The 21787-nt window shown below is 34.0% G+C and carries 17 protein-coding genes and 1 pseudogene; 4 read left to right on the forward strand and 14 right to left on the reverse strand.

Annotated features, from left to right (window positions below; genetic code table 11):
* The first annotated feature begins 11 nt into the window (after positions 1–11).
* From ttcA to J3U63_RS00600, 3 genes and pseudogenes are all read left to right on the forward strand, one after another.
* Positions 12–908 (forward strand): tRNA 2-thiocytidine(32) synthetase TtcA, encoded by an 897-nt coding sequence (gene ttcA / locus J3U63_RS00585; protein WP_267333078.1) that lies wholly within the window; start codon positions 12–14, stop codon positions 906–908.
* Between the two features lie 264 nt (positions 909–1172).
* A complete protein-coding gene (locus J3U63_RS00590) occupies positions 1173–2000 on the forward strand; it encodes an MBL fold metallo-hydrolase (RefSeq protein ID WP_267343851.1) in 828 nt (275 codons plus the stop codon).
* Positions 2001–2013: 13 nt separating this feature from the next.
* Positions 2014–3218, forward strand: a pseudogene (locus J3U63_RS00600) (MFS transporter).
* 47 nt (positions 3219–3265) lie between these two features.
* On the opposite strand, the gene J3U63_RS00605 reads toward J3U63_RS00600, so the two are convergent.
* From J3U63_RS00605 to rplM, 10 genes are all read right to left on the reverse strand, one after another.
* Complete coding sequence (locus J3U63_RS00605) at positions 3266–5428, reverse strand: extracellular solute-binding protein (protein WP_267370180.1); 2163 nt, start codon at positions 5426–5428, stop codon at positions 3266–3268.
* Positions 5429–5662: 234 nt separating this feature from the next.
* Complete coding sequence (glnE, locus tag J3U63_RS00610) at positions 5663–8494, reverse strand: bifunctional [glutamate--ammonia ligase]-adenylyl-L-tyrosine phosphorylase/[glutamate--ammonia-ligase] adenylyltransferase (protein ID WP_267370182.1); 2832 nt, start codon at positions 8492–8494, stop codon at positions 5663–5665.
* Positions 8495–8503: 9 nt separating this feature from the next.
* Positions 8504–9484 (reverse strand): hypothetical protein, encoded by a 981-nt coding sequence (locus tag J3U63_RS00615; protein WP_267370183.1) that lies wholly within the window; start codon positions 9482–9484, stop codon positions 8504–8506.
* A 39-nt stretch (positions 9485–9523) separates the two neighbouring features.
* On the reverse strand, positions 9524–10462 hold the full coding sequence (locus J3U63_RS00620) for an inorganic triphosphatase (protein ID WP_267370185.1): 939 nt from the start codon (positions 10460–10462) through the stop codon (positions 9524–9526).
* A gap of 66 nt (positions 10463–10528) precedes the next feature.
* A complete protein-coding gene (locus J3U63_RS00625) occupies positions 10529–12262 on the reverse strand; it encodes an ABC transporter ATP-binding protein (protein ID WP_267370186.1) in 1734 nt (577 codons plus the stop codon).
* Complete coding sequence (locus tag J3U63_RS00630) at positions 12255–14123, reverse strand: ABC transporter ATP-binding protein (protein ID WP_267370188.1); 1869 nt, start codon at positions 14121–14123, stop codon at positions 12255–12257. The genes J3U63_RS00625 and J3U63_RS00630 overlap by 8 nt, the downstream gene beginning before the upstream one ends.
* Positions 14124–14345: 222 nt before the next feature.
* A complete protein-coding gene (locus J3U63_RS00635) occupies positions 14346–14756 on the reverse strand; it encodes a ClpXP protease specificity-enhancing factor (protein ID WP_267333087.1) in 411 nt (136 codons plus the stop codon).
* Between the two features lie 46 nt (positions 14757–14802).
* Positions 14803–15435, reverse strand: coding sequence for a stringent starvation protein SspA (gene sspA, locus J3U63_RS00640; RefSeq protein WP_267333088.1), 633 nt, complete (start codon positions 15433–15435; stop codon positions 14803–14805).
* A gap of 350 nt (positions 15436–15785) precedes the next feature.
* Positions 15786–16178 (reverse strand): 30S ribosomal protein S9, encoded by a 393-nt coding sequence (gene rpsI, locus J3U63_RS00645; RefSeq protein WP_034901366.1) that lies wholly within the window; start codon positions 16176–16178, stop codon positions 15786–15788.
* 11 nt (positions 16179–16189) lie between these two features.
* Positions 16190–16618 carry a 50S ribosomal protein L13 gene (rplM, locus tag J3U63_RS00650; RefSeq protein WP_065566227.1) on the reverse strand — a complete coding sequence of 143 codons (429 nt, stop codon included), beginning with the start codon at positions 16616–16618 and terminating at the stop codon, positions 16190–16192.
* A gap of 274 nt (positions 16619–16892) precedes the next feature.
* Here rplM and J3U63_RS00655 point away from each other — a divergent pair, with 274 nt between their 5' ends.
* Complete coding sequence (locus J3U63_RS00655; RefSeq protein WP_267333089.1) at positions 16893–17513, forward strand: YrbL family protein; 621 nt, start codon at positions 16893–16895, stop codon at positions 17511–17513.
* Here the strand turns inward: J3U63_RS00655 and pmrB are convergent.
* The 4 genes from pmrB to J3U63_RS00675 form a co-directional block, all read right to left on the reverse strand.
* Positions 17494–18585 (reverse strand): two-component system sensor histidine kinase PmrB, encoded by a 1092-nt coding sequence (pmrB, locus tag J3U63_RS00660; RefSeq protein ID WP_267343843.1) that lies wholly within the window; start codon positions 18583–18585, stop codon positions 17494–17496. The genes J3U63_RS00655 and pmrB overlap by 20 nt on opposite strands.
* A 29-nt stretch (positions 18586–18614) precedes the next feature.
* Positions 18615–19280, reverse strand: coding sequence for a two-component system response regulator PmrA (gene pmrA, locus J3U63_RS00665; RefSeq protein WP_267333091.1), 666 nt, complete (start codon positions 19278–19280; stop codon positions 18615–18617).
* Between the two features lie 12 nt (positions 19281–19292).
* Entirely contained in the window at positions 19293–20957 is a 1665-nt protein-coding gene (gene eptA, locus J3U63_RS00670; RefSeq protein WP_267370189.1) for a phosphoethanolamine transferase EptA, read from the reverse strand.
* Between the two features lie 108 nt (positions 20958–21065).
* Positions 21066–21605 carry a phosphatase PAP2 family protein gene (locus J3U63_RS00675; protein ID WP_267343841.1) on the reverse strand — a complete coding sequence of 180 codons (540 nt, stop codon included), beginning with the start codon at positions 21603–21605 and terminating at the stop codon, positions 21066–21068.
* Between the last annotated feature and the right edge of the window lie 182 nt (positions 21606–21787).

Raw genomic sequence — 21787 nt, forward strand, 5'->3', positions numbered from 1 at the left:
ATAAAATCGTGATGAATACATATAATCAAAATAAATTACATAAACGGTTACGTCGTCTAACTGGAGAAGCCATTGCCGACTTCAATATGATTGAAGATGGTGATCGGATTATGGTTTGCTTATCAGGTGGTAAAGATAGCTATACGCTACTCGATATTTTATTAAATTTGAAAATCAGTGCCCCGATCAATTTTGAACTAATTGCCGTCAATTTAGATCAAAAACAACCCGGTTTTCCTGAACATGTTTTGCCTCAGTACTTAGAGTCATTAGGTATTGAGTATAAGATTGTTCAAGAAAATACTTATGGTATCGTAAAAGAAAAAATTCCTGAAGGCAAAACAACGTGTTCACTTTGTTCTCGTTTGCGTCGTGGTATTTTATACCGCACCGCAACAGAGCTTGGCGCAACGAAAATTGCGTTAGGTCATCACCGCGATGATATTCTAGAAACGTTATTTTTAAATATGTTTTATGGTGGCAAACTTAAAGCAATGCCACCCAAATTGGTTAATGACTCCGGCGAGCATATTATTATTCGACCGCTTGCTTACTGCAAAGAAAAGGATATTGCAAAATATGCTGAAATTAAGCAATTTCCAATCATTCCATGTAATCTTTGTGGTTCACAACCTAATTTACAACGTCAAGTGATTAAAGAGATGCTAAACGATTGGGATAAAAAGTTTCCTGGTCGTATAGAAACCATGTTTAGAGCCACGCAAAATATTACGCTTTCACATTTATGTGATACCAACCTTTATGATTTTAAAGGTATCAAAAAAGGGGATATTGATGTCAATGGTGGCGACATGGCGTTTGATCGCGAAGATCTCCCTTCAGTAGTTGGATTTGATCCATCTGACCTTGAGGATCAAGACTTAATTCTTTGGAAAGAAGCAAACTAAATATTACGTCATTATCTACTTTTAAATAACCATTTATCGGCGAATGAGTAAACTCGCCGATAATCTTTCCCCTCATTAATTTTAGAGTTCGACACTCATCATCCCTTACAAATTTTGATCTTCCTCACGAATTAACAAAAAATTAATTAATTTTATTGTGGAATTCAAGTCATTTCAATAAAATTGGAACGTTCCAATTTTAAATGCTTTATATCACCAAATAAAATGACAACAATTTGAATCATTGAATTATAGGAGAACAATGTGAAACTACAGTTTTTGGGTACAGCGGCCTCGGAAGGTATCCCAAATCCTTTTTGTAAATGTGAAATCTGCGAGAAAACCCGCATACAAAAAGGTAAAAATATCAGGAGCCGAAGCTCCGTTATCATTGATGACATCATGCAAATTGACTTTGCACCTGAATTTAGTTACCAAGTTATGCGAGAAAATATTGATGTAACTAAAATTAAAGATTTGTTATTTACGCATACTCATCCAGACCATTTTAATGTCGGTGATCTATTTAGCCGCATGGTAGATTATGGCTTTAACATTGATCACCCGCTTTATATCTACGGCAATGATATCGCAATAAATGGATGCTTACATGTGCTACCAGGTTACAGCCCTGAACGCTTTGTGTTTAATTTATTGGTCCCTTATCAGACTATTACCAGCTCTGCTGGCTATCATGTGACGCCTTTACTATCGAATCATGCAAAATGGGAATTTTGTTTTATCTACTTAATTGAAAAAGAGGGGAAAACTATTCTTCATGGTCATGATTCTGGCTATTTTCCTGAACTCACTTGGCAATGGCTCAAAAACAGCGGCAAAAAAATTGATTTAGCGATCTTTGAATGTACCTATGGCTATAAACAAGACGACCGCACCAATAATCATATGAGCATTGAAACTGTGATCGCCGCACAACAACGCATGATTAGTGAAAATATTTTTCATAATAAAACACAACTAATAACGTCGCATCATTCACATAGTAGTGGCTTTATGCACGATGAATTAGTGGAAATATTCAAACCTCATAATATAGAAGTCACTTATGACGGCTTAATAAAAACAATTTAACACGGAGTTTTTTATGTTTAAAATACCACGTCTACTGGTAATGATGTTTTTACAATATTTTGTGCAAGGTGCATGGAATATGGTTATTGGGGCAGTCCTCGCTGCTTATGGATTAAAAGAGATTGTTGGATCAACTTACTCTGTATTAGGTATCGCAACCATCATTTCACCGTTATTTATTGGCATGATTGCGGATAGATTTATTGCATCACAAAAAGTGATGGGCATATTGCATATTCTCAATGCCGTTGTATTATTCTTGATTCCTAACTTTGTTGAAAACGGCAATATTGCTGGTTTTTTAATCATGATTTTCATCGTTGGTTTATTATTCTATCCAACAACAGCTTTAGACATATAGATGGTGTACGTTGGTTCCCAATTATTCGTGTATTTGGTACTATCGGCTTTATGATTGTAGGGTTGATTCTTGGTTACACAGGTTTTTCTAGTTCTATCAATTTATTTTTACTTGCTTCAGGTGCATCTGTTGTTTATGGCATTTATTGCTTCACACTACCTAATACACCACCAAGCAGCAAAAATAAAAAATTCTCTTTGCGCGATGCGATGTGTTTAGATGCATTATCACTTTTTAAAGATAAATACTTTACTATTTTTATGTTGTCCACTTTTATCTTAATGATAACTAAAACAGCTTATAGTGCTTATTTACCGGTTTATCTCCCTGTTTTAGGATTAGAGCCTGCAATGATGCAAATAGCTATCGCCACTGAAGTCTTATTTATGTTCCTTCTATCTTTCTTATTAGGTCGTTTTGGTTTCAAAAAAATCATTTTATTTGGCGCAATATGCTGGGTTATTCGTAGTTTAATGTTATCGTTAGCCGCGACTGCTGATGGTAGTACGATGTTCTTTTATATTATTGGCACATTACTTTTACAAGGTGTTTGTTGGGACTTCTTCTTTACCGCTGGTAATATTTATGTAGATAAAAAAGCAGGACCAGAAATCAAAGCACAAGCGCAAGGCTTACGTTTTATTGTTTCTAACGGCTTTGGCGTATTTATGGCCGCATCAGTTTGTGGATTTATCAACAATCGCGTAGTTACCGAAAAAACGCTGCCAAATGCTGGGCCACAATGGCAAGAATTTTGGATCTATCCTGCTGTAGTGGCAGCGATTGTTGCGATTGGTTTTTGGTTATTGTTCAAAGATAAAGATGTAATAATGGCCCCGAAAGAAAAATCAAAATAATCTGATTTTAATTATCAAATCAAACAATATTGTTAGTGTGTTTATCATTAGCAATATTGTTTTTTTATCTCATCATTAATCAAATCAATAACTTGTTTTGAATCGTATTGTTTAGCCATCCACTTTGATAAATAATTACCTATGATGTTTTCAACACACCTTAAATTCACAGCCTTACCTTTTATACTATTTTCACGTATACCGTTAGCGTACTGCTGCTTAGCCACAGTGAGCCACGGATAGCTATTGATAATGCGTTGATTTTGAAAAATAGAGTTTTGTGCCGTTGCCCCACCCAACAACGCAATCTGTTCGCTAATTTCTGGCGAATATAGCCACTCAAAAAAAGATTTTATAGCCGCATCTTTTTGACTATACTTTGATACGCCTAAAGAACCACCACCAAATAAAGGCTTATTACCCGGCACTTTAGCATACCCCACCAACGGCAAAATGTTACGATGATTTATACAACTAAACAAATTCATATAAACAATTAGCATCGCTAACTTGCCTTGTTCAAATAATTTCACTGAATCTTGCCACCAAGTGGCATTAATATTTTTGGCTAGTTTAATAAAAGAGTGTAATTGAGTTAACGTTGTAAGTGCTATAGCAGTATCGAGCTGAGGTTGGGGTTGATTAAATAATTTTCCACCCTGTGCATAATAGCGGACTAAAAATTCGGAAGCGATGAGTTCATCATTACCTGAGGTAAAACAACTACCAAACTCTACTTGTGACTCCCCATTTTGCTGTCGATTAAAAAAAGCCGATATTTGATTAAAATCAGCAAAATTTGCCGGTACATCAAGTTGTTGACGAAACTGCTCAAAATAAGCGCGTTTAATTAACGGATCATTAAAAAGATCTTTACGATAAAACAGCATTTGTACACTTGGATCGAACGGCAAAGCATAAGCGATATTATTCACATAACTAAAACGGTCTATTATTTCAGGCGTATAGCGTGTAAAGATATTGGATAAATCAATTTGCAGTTCAGATAGCGGTTTAAATATTGAAGGGGCAAACCAAGGCAAATCCGCCATATCAATCCGAATAATATCCAGATATTGATGATGTTCTATATGATTAAGTATGTGATAAATCTCATCAAAAGGCTTAACTATTAAATTAACATTAATACCACTTATTTTGCTAAAGTGAGGTAATAATTTGACTACGGCTTGGGTTGACGGGCTGGGAAGGATTAAAAAATTAACTGTATCACCATCGTTAGTCTTGTCGTGGGGCAATGAATCAGGAAGTAAGGTAAATCCTTTATTTTCAGGTAAAGTAACTGGCTGGTCCTCAATTAAGTTGGCAATTTGCCGACTTAATATCCCATAATTCATATGATATTGATAAAAATGGTTTTCATAAAAAAAACTATGATTTGTTAATGTATAAATGGGTGGGCAAGATTGTAAACTTCCGAAATAATTAGCATTACGAACAAAATGTGCGCGCTCCATATCCATGGTAATGATGGCATCGTACTCTACTTGCTCATTTGCAAAAAAATTGAATGATAAATTATAGGTACTATTTGAAGGCATTGAAGTAATGCAATTTATCTCGACACGATAATTTTGTTGCTTAAAGGTTTGCTCTAACCCTTTTTTAAAAGATTGTGAATGAGTATGTTGATCAGAATTACTAAATAAACCAATATGCCGATAATTATTTTTTATCATTTCGCAGGCAATATCATGCCCAGCTTTTTCAAAATCTAATGATATGAATTTCAGCGCAGATTTTGGTTTACGGTAAACAAAAATAATTTTTTCTTTATCTACTTTTAGCGTTTGGTAATAACTTTGTGCGCTGTCTAAAGCGCTGACCACAATCACCGCATAATCGCGTTTTACAGCAATTTCTTGAATGAGTTGTAATTCAAACTCTTTTGAATCATAGGTTAAATATAAGGTTAATCCATAACCTAATCGATTTAAATAACTAAAAAGCCCATCATATAAATCGGCGTACTGTTCAGCGGTAATATTGGGTAACAAGACCGAAATCGTTTTGGTCGTTCCTTGTTTTAAAAATTTTGCTTGTAAGTTTAGTTGATACCCTAATGCTTGAGCGGCTTGCTCAACAAGTTTAATTTTTTTGACACTGACATTACCGCGACCATTTAGTACATTTGACACCGTACCATGTGATACACCCGCCATCTTAGCGATATCTTTAATCGTTGCCATTGATATTAAACTCCATAAATAACCGGTAATAACCCACTCAACTTAACTAACTATATGGTAACGTGTTGATATTAAAATCTTATTTGAACCTTAGATCATCACTCTATTTAATATAAGTTTGTTGAACCTTTATCAAACTTGCAAATGAAGCCTAACTAGTAGGTTAGTTTTAATAAGATATCGAGCATCATTGTTTTTTGATATCAAACTCGCTTATTAACCAATATTAAACATTCAATTTAACCATTTATTCCAGCTCTGTTTTACTATTGCTCTTTCCTGTGTAAAACAAGAATTATCAACCGTACCGGGTAAAACTTGTAAGGCTAAACGATGAATTTCGTTACGCATGTCGATATAAGCTTTTGTCAATTGCTGCGCTTGCTCATTATCCATAATTTGATATTTTGCAGCCAACTCTAAAATACGCACATTATCACTCCATTGCGTCATTTTAGGTTGTTGATGAGCATAGTTAAGTACCAAAAACTGAGACAAAAATTCAATATCGCCAATTCCACCTTCATCAATTTTTAAATTAAATAAGTCTGATTGTGTGGAGCCTAAATGGCTTCTCATCTTTTCGCGCATCTCTCGTACTTCAGTTTTTAATCGATTTTCATCTCGAGGTTGGCTTAATATACTATGACGAATCTGATTAAAGCGATCAATGAGTGCGGATTCGCCATAAACAGCTCTTGCTCGAACCAAAGCTTGGTGTTCCCATGTCCATGCTTCATTCATCTGATAATCTTCAAATGAATCTAAACTGCACGCTAATAGTCCAGCATCACCTTGTGGTCGCAAGCGGACATCAACTTCATAAAGAATACCAAAGCTGGTTCGTACATTAAATAGGTGAATTATTCGTTGTACTAGTCGTAAGTAAAATTGACGACTATCGATCTGCTTATCGCCATTGGTCATGCTATGAACGGGGCAATCATGTAAAAAAACTAAATCCAAATCTGAGCCATAACCCAGTTCCCATCCACCTAATTTACCATAAGCAATCACAACTAACCCTTTTTGATTATCCACTAAATGTTCAGGTTTACCATAACGACCCACCATCTGATTCCAGGCCATTTGAACAACAAAATCAAGGAGCGATTCTGCAACATAGGTTAAATGATCGCTGACTTTCATGGTCGATAATACATGTTCAACATCAGCCGCCGCGATATGCAGTAGTTGCATCTGTTTAAACTGCCGTAGTGCTTCAAGTTGTTGTTCTTCATCATCCGATAAAATACGTAATAGGTATTGGTAGAGCTGATTTTTATACTTTTGTGGCGCAAGTGTTTGATACAATGAATTAATATCAATTAGTTCATCAAGCAAAATTGGATAATGTGCAAGCTGATCGCTAATCATAGGCGATGCACTGCATAATCGAATTAATTGTTTTAATGCTGTTGGATATTCTAATAACAGTTCTAAATAGGTGGTACGGCTTACAATATTTACCAATAATGGCAAAATACGTGATAATACCATCAAGCTATGACTATCATTACAGCAAGCATCAAGTAAACGTGGCATGAGTTGATCGAGTATTTCTCGTCCACGTACGCCGATAGTACGTTTACCAATATCATTACGGAATTGTAAAAGTAATTGGTAGAGCTGATTAGCTTTCTCATCTGAATAATCAGGTAATAGTGCTTGCACATCACTCAATTGCAAATCAGGCACCCATAATTCATCAAATTGGTCATTATAAGGTTTAGTTTTAGTTGAGGATTCATTGTCATCCTCACCAATTAATTCATTAAATATTTGACGATTCGCCTGCATTCGAACAAATAATTCCGTTTCAAATTCTTGCCAAGTGCCAAACCCCATAGACAATGATAACCGAGCTTTATTTAATTCATCGTCGGGAAGCGTTTGTGTTTGTTCATCATTGATTGCTTGCAACACATTTTCACAACGACGTAAAAATAGGTAGTTTTCACGTAAAATTGAGACTTCTTGATAATTTAATAACTGTTCATGCTCAATGACTTGTAGTGCGGTTAACAGTGAGCGAGTCTGTAATCCAACAACTCGCCCACCACGAATAAGTTGAAAAACTTGTACAATAAATTCAATTTCACGAATGCCACCTGCACCCAATTTGATATTATTTTTTAAACCTCGACGACGAACCTCGCGTTCAATCATACTTTTCATATTGCGCAATGATTGTAATACACTAAAATCAATATAACGACGATAAACAAATGGCTTGAGAAGTTGATATAGTTCAACAGTATAATGATCTTGTTGATTACCCAGCACTTTTGCTTTCACCATCGCATAACGTTCCCAATCACGACCTTGTTCTTGATAATAGTCTTCCATCGACGAAAAACTCAAAACAAGCGGACCACCATCACCTAAAGGACGTAAGCGCATATCAACTCGGTAGACAAAACCATCTTCGGTAACTTGATCTAACGCTCTAATTAAACGTTGTCCCAAACGCGTAAAAAACACAGCATTATCTAATTCGCGACGACCGCCTTGTGTTTGTCCATGTTCAGGATAAGTAAAAATAAGGTCAATATCAGATGAAAAATTAAGCTCTCCCCCTCCTAATTTTCCCATGCCCAGGATAAGTAAAGGTTGCGCTTGTCCTTGCAAATTACACGGCGTACCCCACTCTTTACAACTCAGTTCATAAAGCCAATCTCGCGCAGTGATGATAATCACCTCTGCCAAGTGAGTAAGTTGCAATAAAATTTGCTCATCGCTACTGGTTTGCGTTAATTGTGACCATTCAAGCCTCACTAAGATATAACGCCTAAATAATCTTAACGCTTTCATGAGCGTCAATTCATCAGATACCGACGCTAACTTTTGATTTAACCATTGTTGATAGTTACGTCTTTCATCAGTCTGAGGGGGATTGTTAACAATGTCTGTCAACCATTCTGGAAACCGAAAAAAAGCATCAACGATAAAATCACTTTGAACCAAAATATCTAAATTAACGTGAACATCATTAGGATCACATTGAGTCAATTGTGAGATAATTTTCTGTTTTTTATCATTAAGGAGTGAAGTTAATTCTGACATATTATTAGCTCATATAAAATTTGGTTGATTGATAAGTTGACGCTGTTTAAAAAACAGTTTTACCGATACCCGAGTGACAAAACAACCTAACACGCACAAGATCAAAAGAAATAGGTACCACAAACCTATTTCTATGGTGTCTGATAGATATTCATTTGCGATTAATCCCATTAATTGGATTAATCCAAACATCAATGCTAACGTTAAACAACAAAGAATCAAAAAAGCCCATAAAGAACTCAAGATCAGTTTTTTTATTTCTAAATGGTTTTTTACAGCCGTAAAACCGTTACGTAAAGCAAAATAACCTAATGTATTTACTACAATTAGAAAAGTAAACAATATGCCAGTTCTAACCAAATTAGCAAACAAAGACGTATAAAAAACGTTCTGCAGGTGAAAAAAACTAAATAACAAAGTTAAAAAATACCAATTAAATAGCACGATATACAATGATAAATGTAAATTTTTGTTTTGCTGCCTGGTTAGGCAATAATGGGTATAAATAAGGTATTTTTTAAATAATTTCATGCCTAAATAAAACATCATTGCTATCACAACATAGCCAATTATCATCAATACCATAACCAAAATCCATGAGGTTAATATAGATGGTTTCGATGATGAACTTTGATTTAAGAGAGGAACAACATATTGATTTAGATAGTATTGACTAACCAGCGTTATCAATGTGATGACAATTGAAATAATGAAAATAAAACTGACATTACGCCAATGGATTTGATAAATAGCTTGTCGAGATAAAAGCAGCGTTGAGATAATAAAAATAAATAATAAATTGGGTAATTGAATTAAGAAATGCGTTAAAAGAACATTACCCACTACCCAATAAAACGATCTTTGCCCAATGGTTGGTGAAAAAAACAGGCTAATGTCAAAAAAACAAGAATAACCTGTTAGCAAAATAACGTTAATTAGCAGAAAAAATAATATCGTCAATAAAGGTAATTTAAAAAAATTAACGGGCATTTAATGTTCCATAATGATTTAAAACATATTGCTAAAACACTACCGGTTATTTTGAGCTAATAACATTAACTTCAATTTAGTATTTACCTCACTATAAGCAAAATCGCTTACTGATTTAATCGATTGTAACGCATGCTGCCATTGATTGAATTCAGGTTCAATGAAAACACCCTTTTCTAATAAAGCTTGTTGAACTTGTTGTAATGTGTGTTGATAAAAGTTGAGATCGTTATTAGCTAAGGCATACTCTTCATTTTGTTGCCAGAATTTTAAAATATCAGGTAAGCTTTGTTGACAACTTAAATTAATTTCACTGTGGTTAATTGGTTGATTTTTTAATAATCGATAACCTCTTGCTGCTTTGCTTTGCGAAAAAAGGTGCAAATCAAACCGAGCTAATTCAATAGCAAAATTAATCAAATCTTGCTTATTACCCTGTTTTATCTCTAATTCAACTTCTTGGATGGGTAATTTTGTTCCATTCGACTCGATTTCACCTTGGTCTAAAGCTACTTCTATTTCGCTATTAGCAAATAAAATTAACCAAGCTTGGCGTTTAAAATTGGTGCTAAATAAAGGTTTAAGATGATTTTGTAGTTGGTTAATATCGCAATCTTTTGGTAGTGCAGCTTTAGGCAAAGCCGTTATATCAAGGTTTGGGCTGGGTAAATCAATATTGTATTCAGCGCGTTGATGCAAACCCGCTATTGATTGAGAATCACGCTTAAGAGTCATTTCACAATGTTGACTTGAACCTTGTTCACTTACTCTGACTCTTAATCCACAGCCATTATTACGCAAATAATAGTCTGGAGTATCATAATAAGTGTTTAATAAGATTAATTGTGAAATTCTTGGCTGCGTTTGCCCACTATCTATATACTCAGCAGCATCACAATTAACCCACTGGTTTAAAAACAACGTTAGGTCAGCAATTTGGCGATTAGTTATTTCAAACTTCAATTCGATTTCGTTCATTAATCTATAGTCTATAATGATAATTTACACATATCATATACCGATTTAACTCAGAAATATAGGCACTCAAGGTGCCAACGAAAAGGTTTGTTTTTGTAGCTTATAAAGCTTAGCAAACAGTTGATTGTTATTCATTAATTGTTGATAACTACCTTGCTCGACAAGAGTACCTTTATCTAATACTATTATCTGATCTGCCGAAATGACGGTTTTTAAACGATGCGCAATCACAATTACCGTGCGATCTTTCACCAGTTCAGCAATAGCTTGCTGAATATAAACTTCATTTTCGGGATCAAGTGAAGCTGTTGCTTCATCAAGCAACACAATCGGCGCATTTTTTAATAAAGCTCTTGCTATTGAAATACGTTGTCTTTCACCACCAGAAAGCTTACTCCCATTTTCACCAATTAAAGTATTCCAACCATTCGGTAAGCGTGCAACTAACTCATCACAACGCGCTTTTTTTGCAGCTTGCATCACTTCTTCATCTGTCGCATTATGGCGACCAATACGGATATTATTTAAAATGGTATCATCAAATAACACAACATTTTGGAAAACAAACGACATATAACGCATCAAGGTTTCTGGATCGATGTCTTTGATATCATATCCACTAATGCTAATTGTGCCACTATCGACATCCCAAAAACGCGCAATTAATTGTAATAACGTACTTTTACCACTGCCAGATAGGCCGACTAATGCTGTCATTTTTCCTGAGGGTATAACGCAACTTAAATCGTGAATAACGGTTTTTTGATGATAGGAAAAATTAATATGATTAATATCAATTGTGAAATCATTTAAAACGACATCATCACGACCTTCCATAACTGATTCTTTATTAAGACTCTTCATACGCTCAATTGAAACTAACATATGAAACAGTTCAGGTAATAGCGTTAGTACCGAAATTAAAGGACTGTAAATTCGAGAACTAATGATCACAAATGCTAAAAAAGTAATGGGCGCTAAGCTACCTGAAACCATTAATTTTACCCCCACTAATACCACTACCCCCAGCCCTACCTGTAACATCATGATAGATAACGTAACAAATATACCGCCAATACCTTCGAATTTAATCGATGCCCACATCATATTCTTTAATGCTTTATCCAGTTGTTGAAATTTTTCTCCACTGCGTCCAAAACCTTTAATAATTTTAATACCATCAAGATACTCTTGTACTTCATTCGACACCGCTAATTTTGATTCGATATGCTTATGGCTTAGTTTTTTTTCAATCAACTTACCGACAACTACAATCAGCAATGATAATGGTAATGTACACAATATGGCTCCAGCCATTCGCCAGTCATAAAAAGCAAGTAAACTACAGGTAATTATGCTACTACACGAATAACCAATTAGTTGGGGGATAACGTGACTTAACATACTTTCAATCGTTGAGCAGTCACCCATGATATTGGTCGTCAATTCAGATAAATCCTTACGATTAAAAAAGCTTAGGGGCAGTTTTCGAATTTTTTCGGCGACTTCAATTCGAGTATTAGCGGCTTGTCCAAAAGCACTCGCGTAAGTTTTTTTATATTCTCGTTGATAACAATATAAAAATAACAAAGCGGCTAAAACGCCAAAGGCAACCATTATCCATAAATCATCTTTATTAATAGGCACATTATTGATTAATGGGTTTATCAGTAACACCATAACGTGCAATAAAATAATAAAAGGGAGCATTAATGTCAGATTAGAAATAGTGCAAGCAATCGTAGCTTGAATTAGATTTTTATTTCCCACATCTGATAGCATCAGTAAACGTTTAAACATCTCGCACCTCATTAACATGATTTATTTGCTTATCATTTGCTTCAACTGCCTGATTACTTTGTGGCATATCCCAATCTAATGTTTTTTGATAGTACTGCCACATCTTGTAATAGGTTGCGTGATTGTCAATTAGTGTTTGGTGCGCACCTTTTTCAACAATATGACCTTTATCTAAAACAATTATTTGGTCAGCATCTTTAATGGTAGAGAGCCGATGCGCAATCATAATGACTGTTTTATCTTTCATTAACGCTTTTAATGCTAGTTGAATCTTATATTCATTTTCAGGATCGGCAAATGCCGTCGCTTCATCCAAGATCAAAATAGGCGAATTTTTTAATAATGCTCTTGCAATAGCCAAACGTTGCATTTCACCCCCCGATAGATGTAAGCCTTGTGTACCAATAACTGAATTATAGCCATCCGGTAGCTTTTCAATAAAATCATGACATTGTGCCGCTTTCGCAGCAGCAATCACTTCATCAAGTGATGCATGAGGTTTGCCGATTCTGATATTGTCTAAAATGCGTTGTTTAAATAAAAAAACATCCTGAAAAACAAAACTGACTAACGATAACAAGTAATCACTGTTCATCTGCTTTAAATCAACACCACCAATAGTGATATGCCCACTGGTAGGATCAAAAAATCGTGGTATCAGTAAAGAAATGGTACTTTTACCACTGCCAGATAAACCAACTAAAGCTGTAGTTTGACCTTGTTTTGCTGTGAATGTTATATGACTGATTGCATTATTATTGACAGATTGGTCATCAATTTGATTGTTAGAGTAAGAAAAATTCACATCATTAAAACATATATCATAATGATCTGTTTTTAAACCTATTTTAGGCTCAGGCAACAAAGGTATATTCAATACCGCATCCATAGTTTGCACACTAATTGCTGAATTTTGAAAATTCCTAGTAACATAAAGTAATTTAAAGAACGGTGCTGGTAACCCTAAAGAAAAAATCAAATAAAAAATAGCAGACAGTATAAAATGAGCGTAATTATCAGTATGCCCTAATAATAAAATAATGATTGGAATAATAAAAAGGTAAATATTATTTAATATCAATAAGAAAAAAGCCATATAATATTTGAAACAATAGATAAATTTTAAGCAATATAACTGGTAAGCTTTAATTGACTGATAAAAGCGTTTAAATGAAAAAAAGGTTTGATTGAAGGCTTTAACAACAGTAATACCACGAATATATTCGACAGATGCATTACTCATTTCAATTAATCTTTTTTGAAACTCTTGTTGATGATGTTTAACATCTTGACGTTTATAACCACTGATTAACACAATATAGGCAAGCATTATAGGGAATAACGTCGCTAAACCTAATCGCCAATCAAAGACAGCTAAAATAATGAAAATCATAACAGGGGAAGCAAACGCCCCAACCATGTCGGGTAGTTGGTGAGCGATAAATTGTTCAATTTTTTCGATATCATCATCAACAATCTTACGTAATTCTCCACTCGAATGCGTGTAAAAAAAACCTAATGGTAATAGGGATAAGTATCTTACAAAATTATATTTTAAATGATAGAGAGTTTTGAAAGCCGCATAATGTGAAAAACATAATCCCAAAAAGTTCAATAAAATGGATACCGCTGCTGAAATAAAAGCTAACCAACCATAATTGATAATTAAATCATTATTTAACGCCACACCACGACTGATACTCATTACTATTTCATAAATAATAAAATAAATGGCGATAAATGGGATAAAAGAAACGGCTACACTAACAATTGAAAATAGACAAGCGAAAGTCATTAAAACCTTATAATTAAATGCTAACTCCCAAAGTCTTGAACTTGCAGTTTTATTACCGGACTTCATAAAATTAACCAACTTTCATTTAATAATAATAATCATTATCAATTATAAAAAATAAAATAACAATATTTTTTGTGCGTTTAGCTATTAAAAAATAACTATTACACCTGTAGATTAATTTTTGTAAAGTACATCATGAGATCTTGCTTACAGAGGTGCAAGCAAGACATTAGTAGGGTTTATAACGCAGTCACTAAGCAAGTAAGAACAATTATGAAAGGTTAATTATTTTACAACTCTAAATGGATTAGTGGTTTTTTTATTGGTTGATTCAGGTTGTGTGTCACTATTTTTGGTCTGAGCGTGATATTGAGGTTCATCTTCAAATCCCATCCCTACCCCATTTTCACGTGCATAAATAGCTTCAATAGCGGCCATTGGCACAACAATGTGTTGAGGAACACCAGAAAATCTAGCATTAAATTCAATTTGTTCATTAGACGCAAAATATTGACCAACTGAATGTGGCGCAATATTTAAGACTATCTGATTATTTTGGACAAATTCTTGAGGAACAATCACACCATAAATTGAAGTATTAACAACAATATATGGCGTTAGTTCATTATCAATAATCCAATCATAAAAAGCCCTAAATAAATAAGGGCGCCTTGGTGTCATTTGTTCAAGATCCATAAAAACTACCTATTTCAACAGTTTTATCAACGAGATAAAAATTTACTTAAGATCTTATCTTTTTTTCTTCTTCAGTTAATGAGTTAACAAAAGCTGGACGTTCAAAAATACGTGCCATATAAGCTAGATAATTCTTCTCAGCTACTTTTGGCAATTCAATACCAATCATTGGTAAACGCCATAGTAATGGGGCAAAATAACAATCACATAATGTGAAATCATCACTCATAAAATACGGTTTTTCTTTGAACATAACCGAAATGGAAACCAAATCATCAAGCAAATTTTTACGCGCAGTTTTTGCAGCTTGGCTATTAGGATCGGCAATGATGGTTTCATAAGCGCTATACCACTCTTTTTTAATGCGGTACATGGTTAAACGAGAATTTGCACGAACAATCGGATAAACAGGCATTAAAGGTGGATGAGGGAAGCGTTCATCAAGATATTCTAACGCAATATGAGGTTCATATAATGTTAGATCGCGATCAATCAAAGTTGGAATTGTACCATAGGGATTAAGATCTAGAAGTTCTTGAGGTAAATTATCTGCCGTTACAAACTCAATTTCAGCAGTTACCCCTTTTTCTGCCAGCACAAAACGAATTTGATGGCCGTAAATATCTGTTGTATCACAAAATAATGTCATTACAGAACGTTTATTAACAGCAACAACCATGTTCACTCCAAATATGCAAAATTAAAAAAAGTTTAGAATTTAACTATTCTAGCAAATTGGATAACAAATTTGTTAAAAAAAATTAATTTTCTTGTTATCTTTCTCTAAACAACAGCAATTTGACAAAAGTTTAAGAATAAATATACATCTTAAAACAAAGGCTTGAATTTAATTAACGTAATAAACTAAAATAAAAACAATAAATTAATAAAATTAATGTTTTTTATCAATTAACAAAATTACATTTACCCGTCAGACTATGAATTAGCATCTAATTAGAATCCAAATAAAAAAACCCAGTCGAAACTGGGTTTTTGCAAACAATTTTGTAACCTTTGTACAAAAAACAATTAACGTTTGCTGAATTGTGGACGACGACGTGCTTTGCGTAGACCCACTTTTTTACGTTCAACTTGACGCGCATCACGAGTAACAAAGCCCGCTTGACGTAATGAAGAACGTAAAGTTTCATCATATTCCATTAATGCACGAGTAATACCGTGACGAATCGCACCCGCTTGACCTGAAATACCCCCACCTTTAACAGTGATGTAAAGATCAAGTTTGTCAGTCATTTCAACTAACTCTAAAGGTTGCATCACAACCATACGAGCAGTATCACGACCAAAGTATTGCTCTAATGAACGTTTATTAATAACGATATTTCCACTACCTGGTTTAATAAACACGCGAGCAGCAGAACTTTTGCGGCGACCTGTACCGTAATATTGATTATCAGCCATCTTCTATCCCCTTAAATATCTAATACTTGCGGTTGTTGTGCCGCATGATTGTGCTCATTACCAGCATAAACTTTTAGTTTACGGTACATTGCACGACCAAGAGGACCTTTCGGTAGCATGCCTTTGACAGCAATTTCGATGACTTGTTCAGGATGACGTTCAATCATTTCTTTAAAAGTCGCTTCTTTAAGTCCACCGATGTAGCCAGTATGACGATAATAGATCTTATCAGTGCGTTTTTTGCCTGTTACAGCAACTTTTTCTGCATTGATAACGATAATATAATCACCTGTATCAACATGTGGTGTATATTCTGCTTTGTGTTTACCACGCAAACGGCTTGCGATTTCAGTAGCTAAACGACCTAGCGTTTTACCTGCTGCATCAACAACATACCAGTCGCGTTTAACTGTTTCTGGTTTAGCTGAAAAAGTACTCATTCGTAATTATCCAATTTTTAATTAATCTCACGTTAATAAATCATTTGATTTATTTACACTTTTTGATTGTTGCTATTAACTAACTAACCCCTTCGAGTTGTTACATTAACTTTGACAACCGAAAACAGTGTTGGGAAAAACACTGTTGTAACGTGGGTTGCAATATTATACAGAAATATAATAAAAGCGCTACATTTTAAATAAAAAATCATGGCATGCAAAAACACTTGCTGATAAACTCTAAGCGAACTATTAATAACGAATTAAAAATTAGATGGAAAATTTAATTCAACTTACCGATAAAGATTATATAAGCAAAGGGTTACACCGTAAATGCTATCATCACCCAGATGATCCGAATAAGTGCATCAAAGTCAATTATAATGACGGGGCAGAAGAAGAAACCAACCGCGAAATAGCCTATTATAAGCATCTTATTAAACGCCACATATCATGGGATGCGTTAGCACAATATTACGGTCCGGTAAACACTAATTATGGCCAAGGTCATGTGTTTGAACTCATTCGTGATTATAACGGTGAAATAGCGACTCCACTTGAAAAATATTTGTTGGATGAACAGCTAACCAAACAATATTTTGATGCATTAGTCATTTCGCTAAAAGCATTAAAAACAGCATTGTTAAATGATCGAATTATTACCATGACAATCAAAAGTAAAAATATTTTATTTCAACATTTATCACCAGAAGCAAATCGCTTAATTATTATTGATAACATTGGTAATTCGACATTGATTCCTATCGCTAATTATGTTTCTTATTTTGCTAGAGCCAAAATTGAACGCACTTGGCAACGGTTTTTAGCTTCATTAATCAGAGAAAACAAACACAATCAGTTAATCACTCAATTAGTTAACGAGGTGAATCAGTAAGGCGCAATGTTGCTACTGCACCTTTAATATTATCTTGTCTATTGTTAAGGGTGAATACGCCATGATGTAAATTAGATATACGATTAACGATGCTTAACCCAAGCCCTATTCCATTATGTTTTCTATCCATACGGAAAAAAGCTTGGGTCAGTTTTTCACTTTTTGACTCATCAATGCCCATCCCTTCATCGATAACCGAAATAACGATATCTTTGTCGTCCTTAAGGCAACTAACAGTGATGTTAGTATTTTCGGGGCTATATCGATGAGCGTTTTCAACTAAATTACGTACTAATAGACGAATTAACGTCGCATCACCATTAAACGTTACAGTATGGTCAATAACCTGCCACAAAACTAACTGATTTTTTTGCGAAGTTAATTCGCTTAACTCATCGGTTAATGGAATCATGACATCTTGATAAAAATTAATTTTTTGATATTGACCAATAGTAAATTTTTGACTGGCTCTAGCTAGCATCAATAATTGTTCAACTGTATTGACCAAACGATCAATTCGCTCAATTAATTCATGGCAATCAATGTGATGTTTAGTTTCTAATAATTCCAAATGGAGACGAATACCGGCTAAAGGTGTTCGCATTTCGTGAGCAACATCAGCGGTAAAAAGCCGCTCTTGTGATAACGTGTTATTCAATCTTAAAAATAGATTATTTAATACCGTAGTAATCGATTTGATCTCTCGCATATTACTAATTGGGGCAATGGGTTTAAGATTTTCCTCAGTACGTTGGTTAAGATCGTGCTCAAGAACTTCTAGTGGTTTTGTTATCCATTTAATTGCCTTATAAGCTAAAAATAACGTAACTAGCATCATCGAAAAAGCTGAACAAAACAAAGCAAAGATAGCTTCAAGTTCCTCATGTTCGACAACTTCGTCAATTTTATTTTGGCTTAAAGTTAAATTCACTAAAACATCAATCTGTTCTTTACTTTCATGCCATAACCAAAACACGGTAATGATTTGACAAATCAGCATAATAGCGCCCAAAGTAAAAAATAGATTCCAGCGAATTGTGTGACGAATTTTACTGATAGAATTTATGATCATAACATTTTTTCTTAATTGATTGTGCATGGTTAATCGTCTTGAGTATTAAGCTGATAACCGTAACCTCTTACAGTACGTATTAAATTTTTACCCAGTTTATTTCGTAGCCCATGGATATAAACTTCCAGTACATTTGAACTCGGATCACTTTGCCAATCATACAAATCATTTTGCAACAGATCTCGATGGACTTTTTCACCGGCTTTTAACATTAATCGAGATAACACAATAAATTCCTTAGGGGTTAGCATCACTTCTTGATTAGACAAAATGGTCTTTTGTTGTTTTATATCAATGGTGATAGGACCATAACTAATAAGGTTTTCGGCAATTCCCTGATGCCGACGTATCAGCGCTCGAATGCGTGCTAATAATTCAGTCAAAGCAAAGGGTTTAATTAAGTAATCATCCGCACCAAGATCTAATCCTTGAACCCTATCTTCAATAGTATCTCGAGCGGTTAAAATCAATACGGGGATACTAATTTTATTTTTACGCCAGCGTGTTAAAAGCTCAAGTCCATCACAATCGGGCAAGCCAAGATCTAAAATAATCAAACTAAATTGTCCAAATAGTAAATGTTGTTCAGCTTGTTCCCCTGTTGCCGCCACTTCACAAACATAACCATTCGCGGTGATACCATCATACAACCCTTTTTGTAACAGATTATCGTCTTCAACAATTAATATTTTCATGATTTTTAAAACCTATCCACGAGCATTTTTACAAGAATTTAAGCTATCGAGTGATTGATTATACTCTTTAGTCTGAATAGCAAAAATGCCTAATAATAAATGAAACAAATTATCATGCGATAAAAGGTCCTGTTTTGCATGATTTTGTATACATGCTGTATTGATATGATTTAAGTTTGCTAAATGCTTTGAAATCCACAAAATAAATGGAATTTTAGTTTGTTGTGTTGGCGCAATTGAATAAGGAAAACTGTGTAAATATAGACCATTTTCACCCAACGATTCGCCATGATCGGATAAATAGATCAGCATCGTGTTATATTTATTTTGCTTACGTTGTAAAAGTTCAATTGTTTGATTGATAATATAATCAGTATACACAATCGTATTATCGTAAGTATTCACTAAACTGCCTAAGTCACAATTAGTTATCTGATTAGTATCACATGTTGGTGTGAATGTTCTAAATTGTTCAGGATAACGTTGATAGTAATTTGGACCATGACTACCTAAAGGATGTAAAACAATTAAGGAATCTTTATCAAGATGTTGCAGCTTTGTGGCTAACTCATTGACAAGCACTTCATCATAACACGCCCCATCTTGGCAAAGTTTGCTACCGCTATTTAGATACTTTTTAGTTATATTTTCATTTTCAATCCTGTTACAAACACCTTTACAACCAGTATTATTATCCAACCAAATTACATTTATACCTTGTTTGTTTAAAATATCGAGTATATTTTCTTGACGTAAAGCTAAAGCTTCATCGTAATTTTTACGTGACATATTCGAAAACATACAAGGGATAGAAAAAGCAGTATAGGTACCACACGACGTTGTATTTTGAAACGAGATAACATCATCACGTTTGCTTAACAAAGGCGTTGTGTTTTTACCATAACCATTTAGTGCAAAATTTTCACTACGTGCTGTTTCGCCAACTATTAACACAACAACTGTTTTAATAGCTTCACTATCACTATTAACGACTCGCCGATGAGCATCATCACCAATTGTTAAAAAAGGGCGATTTTTATTTTGTTCAAATTGATATTGTCCGTATAGTGCACCAATATAATTGGATGGGAGTAGATATTTGATTATTTTGCTATTATTACGCATAAACGTAGCATAATTTTTATAAAAAATAAGTGCAATAAGCCCAACCAATAACAGTGCTAATAATACAATCATGACATGCTTAAATAAAAAATATAATCCTATCGTTCTTGGTTTAATTTTAACAAGTATAATGACAATACTGGGTAAAATCCCTAACAGTAAAATACAGTTTATTAATTCAATGGTTATCAACGATGCCGATTCAGTAAAACTCGTCTCTAACGTATTTTGCAACATACTGCGATCAATCATAATGCCAAATCTGAGCATAAAATAAGAGAGTGCTGAACCGATTATGACTAAACTACTTGCTGCTATTTTAACTAACCATTGATTTAATAGCAGAGTGAGCAGGATAAAAATCACACAAAAAACAACAACAGGCATGGATATAAAAAAGGCAATATTTTCAATAGAATCTAAAGATAATTTGATTAAAACTTGTTTGTAAAAACTGATATTCAAAATTGTCGCTTGATATACTGCAACTGACACAATGAGCGTACGCAGTGATATAGGACGAGTTAAAAGCATTTGAATTATTCTTTTCATAAAAAACCTATACTACATTTATACCTATCCCTAAAGGAAGTTCGTGTTTAGCTATCAACGTTAATGAATATGTAAAAATGAATGATGTTTATTTAATTAAAATACTTATCAGCGAATAAAAATCATTGATAGTAATTTATAAATAATCGGCCATAACTTTTGTATTACATAAGCTGAAATTAAACTCACTATAAAGCCCCCCACTATGTCTAATGGCCAATGGACACCTAAGTAGACTCGGCTCCAACAGACTAAAATAGCCACAACAGTAAATAGCATTAGAAGTTTTTTTAATTTAGCACCGTAATTTAAGCAAATGACTAAACAAATAGTCCAAACAAAAACCGCATGTTGGCTAGGAAATGAACTTGTTTTATCGTGATATAAATAATTGGTCCCTATATTTTGTGCAAAAGGACGCGGTGAATAAAAGAGATGGCGAAGAATAAACGTGACCAATAATGCCAAAGCTAAACCAATGGCAATTTTAATAATTAATTGTCGACAAGAAGGCTGTAAAAACCAATAAATGCCTAAAACAATGACAGGCAAATATACTAAATAATTTGCACAAAAAACAGCAAAATAGACAAATGTTTTTGAAGCTTGTTCTGATGCATTAATGAGTAAAAAAAGTTGAGTATTCACATTGTTCCACATAAAAAAAACCAATATTATTTATAATGTGAACTAATTTAATCAATAAATCTTAATACAACCTTAATGCAATAAATTTCAAATATAAATTCCATTTCGGTTTGATACGCCCAAGTAAAGTGGAATAAGGCTATATTTGATAAAGGGATAATGATTTTACCAAACTTAACATA

Origin of the sequence: Gilliamella sp. B2838 (genome assembly GCF_026536185.1) — a bacterium.
Taxonomy (GTDB): Bacteria; Pseudomonadota; Gammaproteobacteria; order Enterobacterales; family Orbaceae; genus Gilliamella.

Coding starts and splice junctions, on each gene's coding strand:
- glnE (WP_267370182.1), bottom strand. CDS start 8,494: ATGTCAGAATTAACTTCACTCCTTAATGATAAAAAACAGAAAATTATC.
- J3U63_RS00635 (WP_267333087.1), bottom strand. CDS start 14,756: ATGGATCTTGAACAAATGACACCAAGGCGCCCTTATTTATTTAGGGCT.
- pmrB (WP_267343843.1), bottom strand. CDS start 18,585: ATGATCATAAATTCTATCAGTAAAATTCGTCACACAATTCGCTGGAAT.
- pmrA (WP_267333091.1), bottom strand. CDS start 19,280: ATGAAAATATTAATTGTTGAAGACGATAATCTGTTACAAAAAGGGTTG.
- eptA (WP_267370189.1), bottom strand. CDS start 20,957: ATGAAAAGAATAATTCAAATGCTTTTAACTCGTCCTATATCACTGCGT.
- sspA (WP_267333088.1), bottom strand. CDS start 15,435: ATGGTTGTTGCTGTTAATAAACGTTCTGTAATGACATTATTTTGTGAT.
- J3U63_RS00620 (WP_267370185.1), bottom strand. CDS start 10,462: ATGAACGAAATCGAATTGAAGTTTGAAATAACTAATCGCCAAATTGCT.
- rplM (WP_065566227.1), bottom strand. CDS start 16,618: ATGAGTACTTTTTCAGCTAAACCAGAAACAGTTAAACGCGACTGGTAT.
- J3U63_RS00630 (WP_267370188.1), bottom strand. CDS start 14,123: ATGAAGTCCGGTAATAAAACTGCAAGTTCAAGACTTTGGGAGTTAGCA.
- rpsI (WP_034901366.1), bottom strand. CDS start 16,178: ATGGCTGATAATCAATATTACGGTACAGGTCGCCGCAAAAGTTCTGCT.
- ttcA (WP_267333078.1), top strand. CDS start 12: ATGAATACATATAATCAAAATAAATTACATAAACGGTTACGTCGTCTA.
- J3U63_RS00615 (WP_267370183.1), bottom strand. CDS start 9,484: ATGCCCGTTAATTTTTTTAAATTACCTTTATTGACGATATTATTTTTT.
- J3U63_RS00605 (WP_267370180.1), bottom strand. CDS start 5,428: ATGGCAACGATTAAAGATATCGCTAAGATGGCGGGTGTATCACATGGT.
- J3U63_RS00655 (WP_267333089.1), top strand. CDS start 16,893: ATGGAAAATTTAATTCAACTTACCGATAAAGATTATATAAGCAAAGGG.
- J3U63_RS00625 (WP_267370186.1), bottom strand. CDS start 12,262: ATGTTTAAACGTTTACTGATGCTATCAGATGTGGGAAATAAAAATCTA.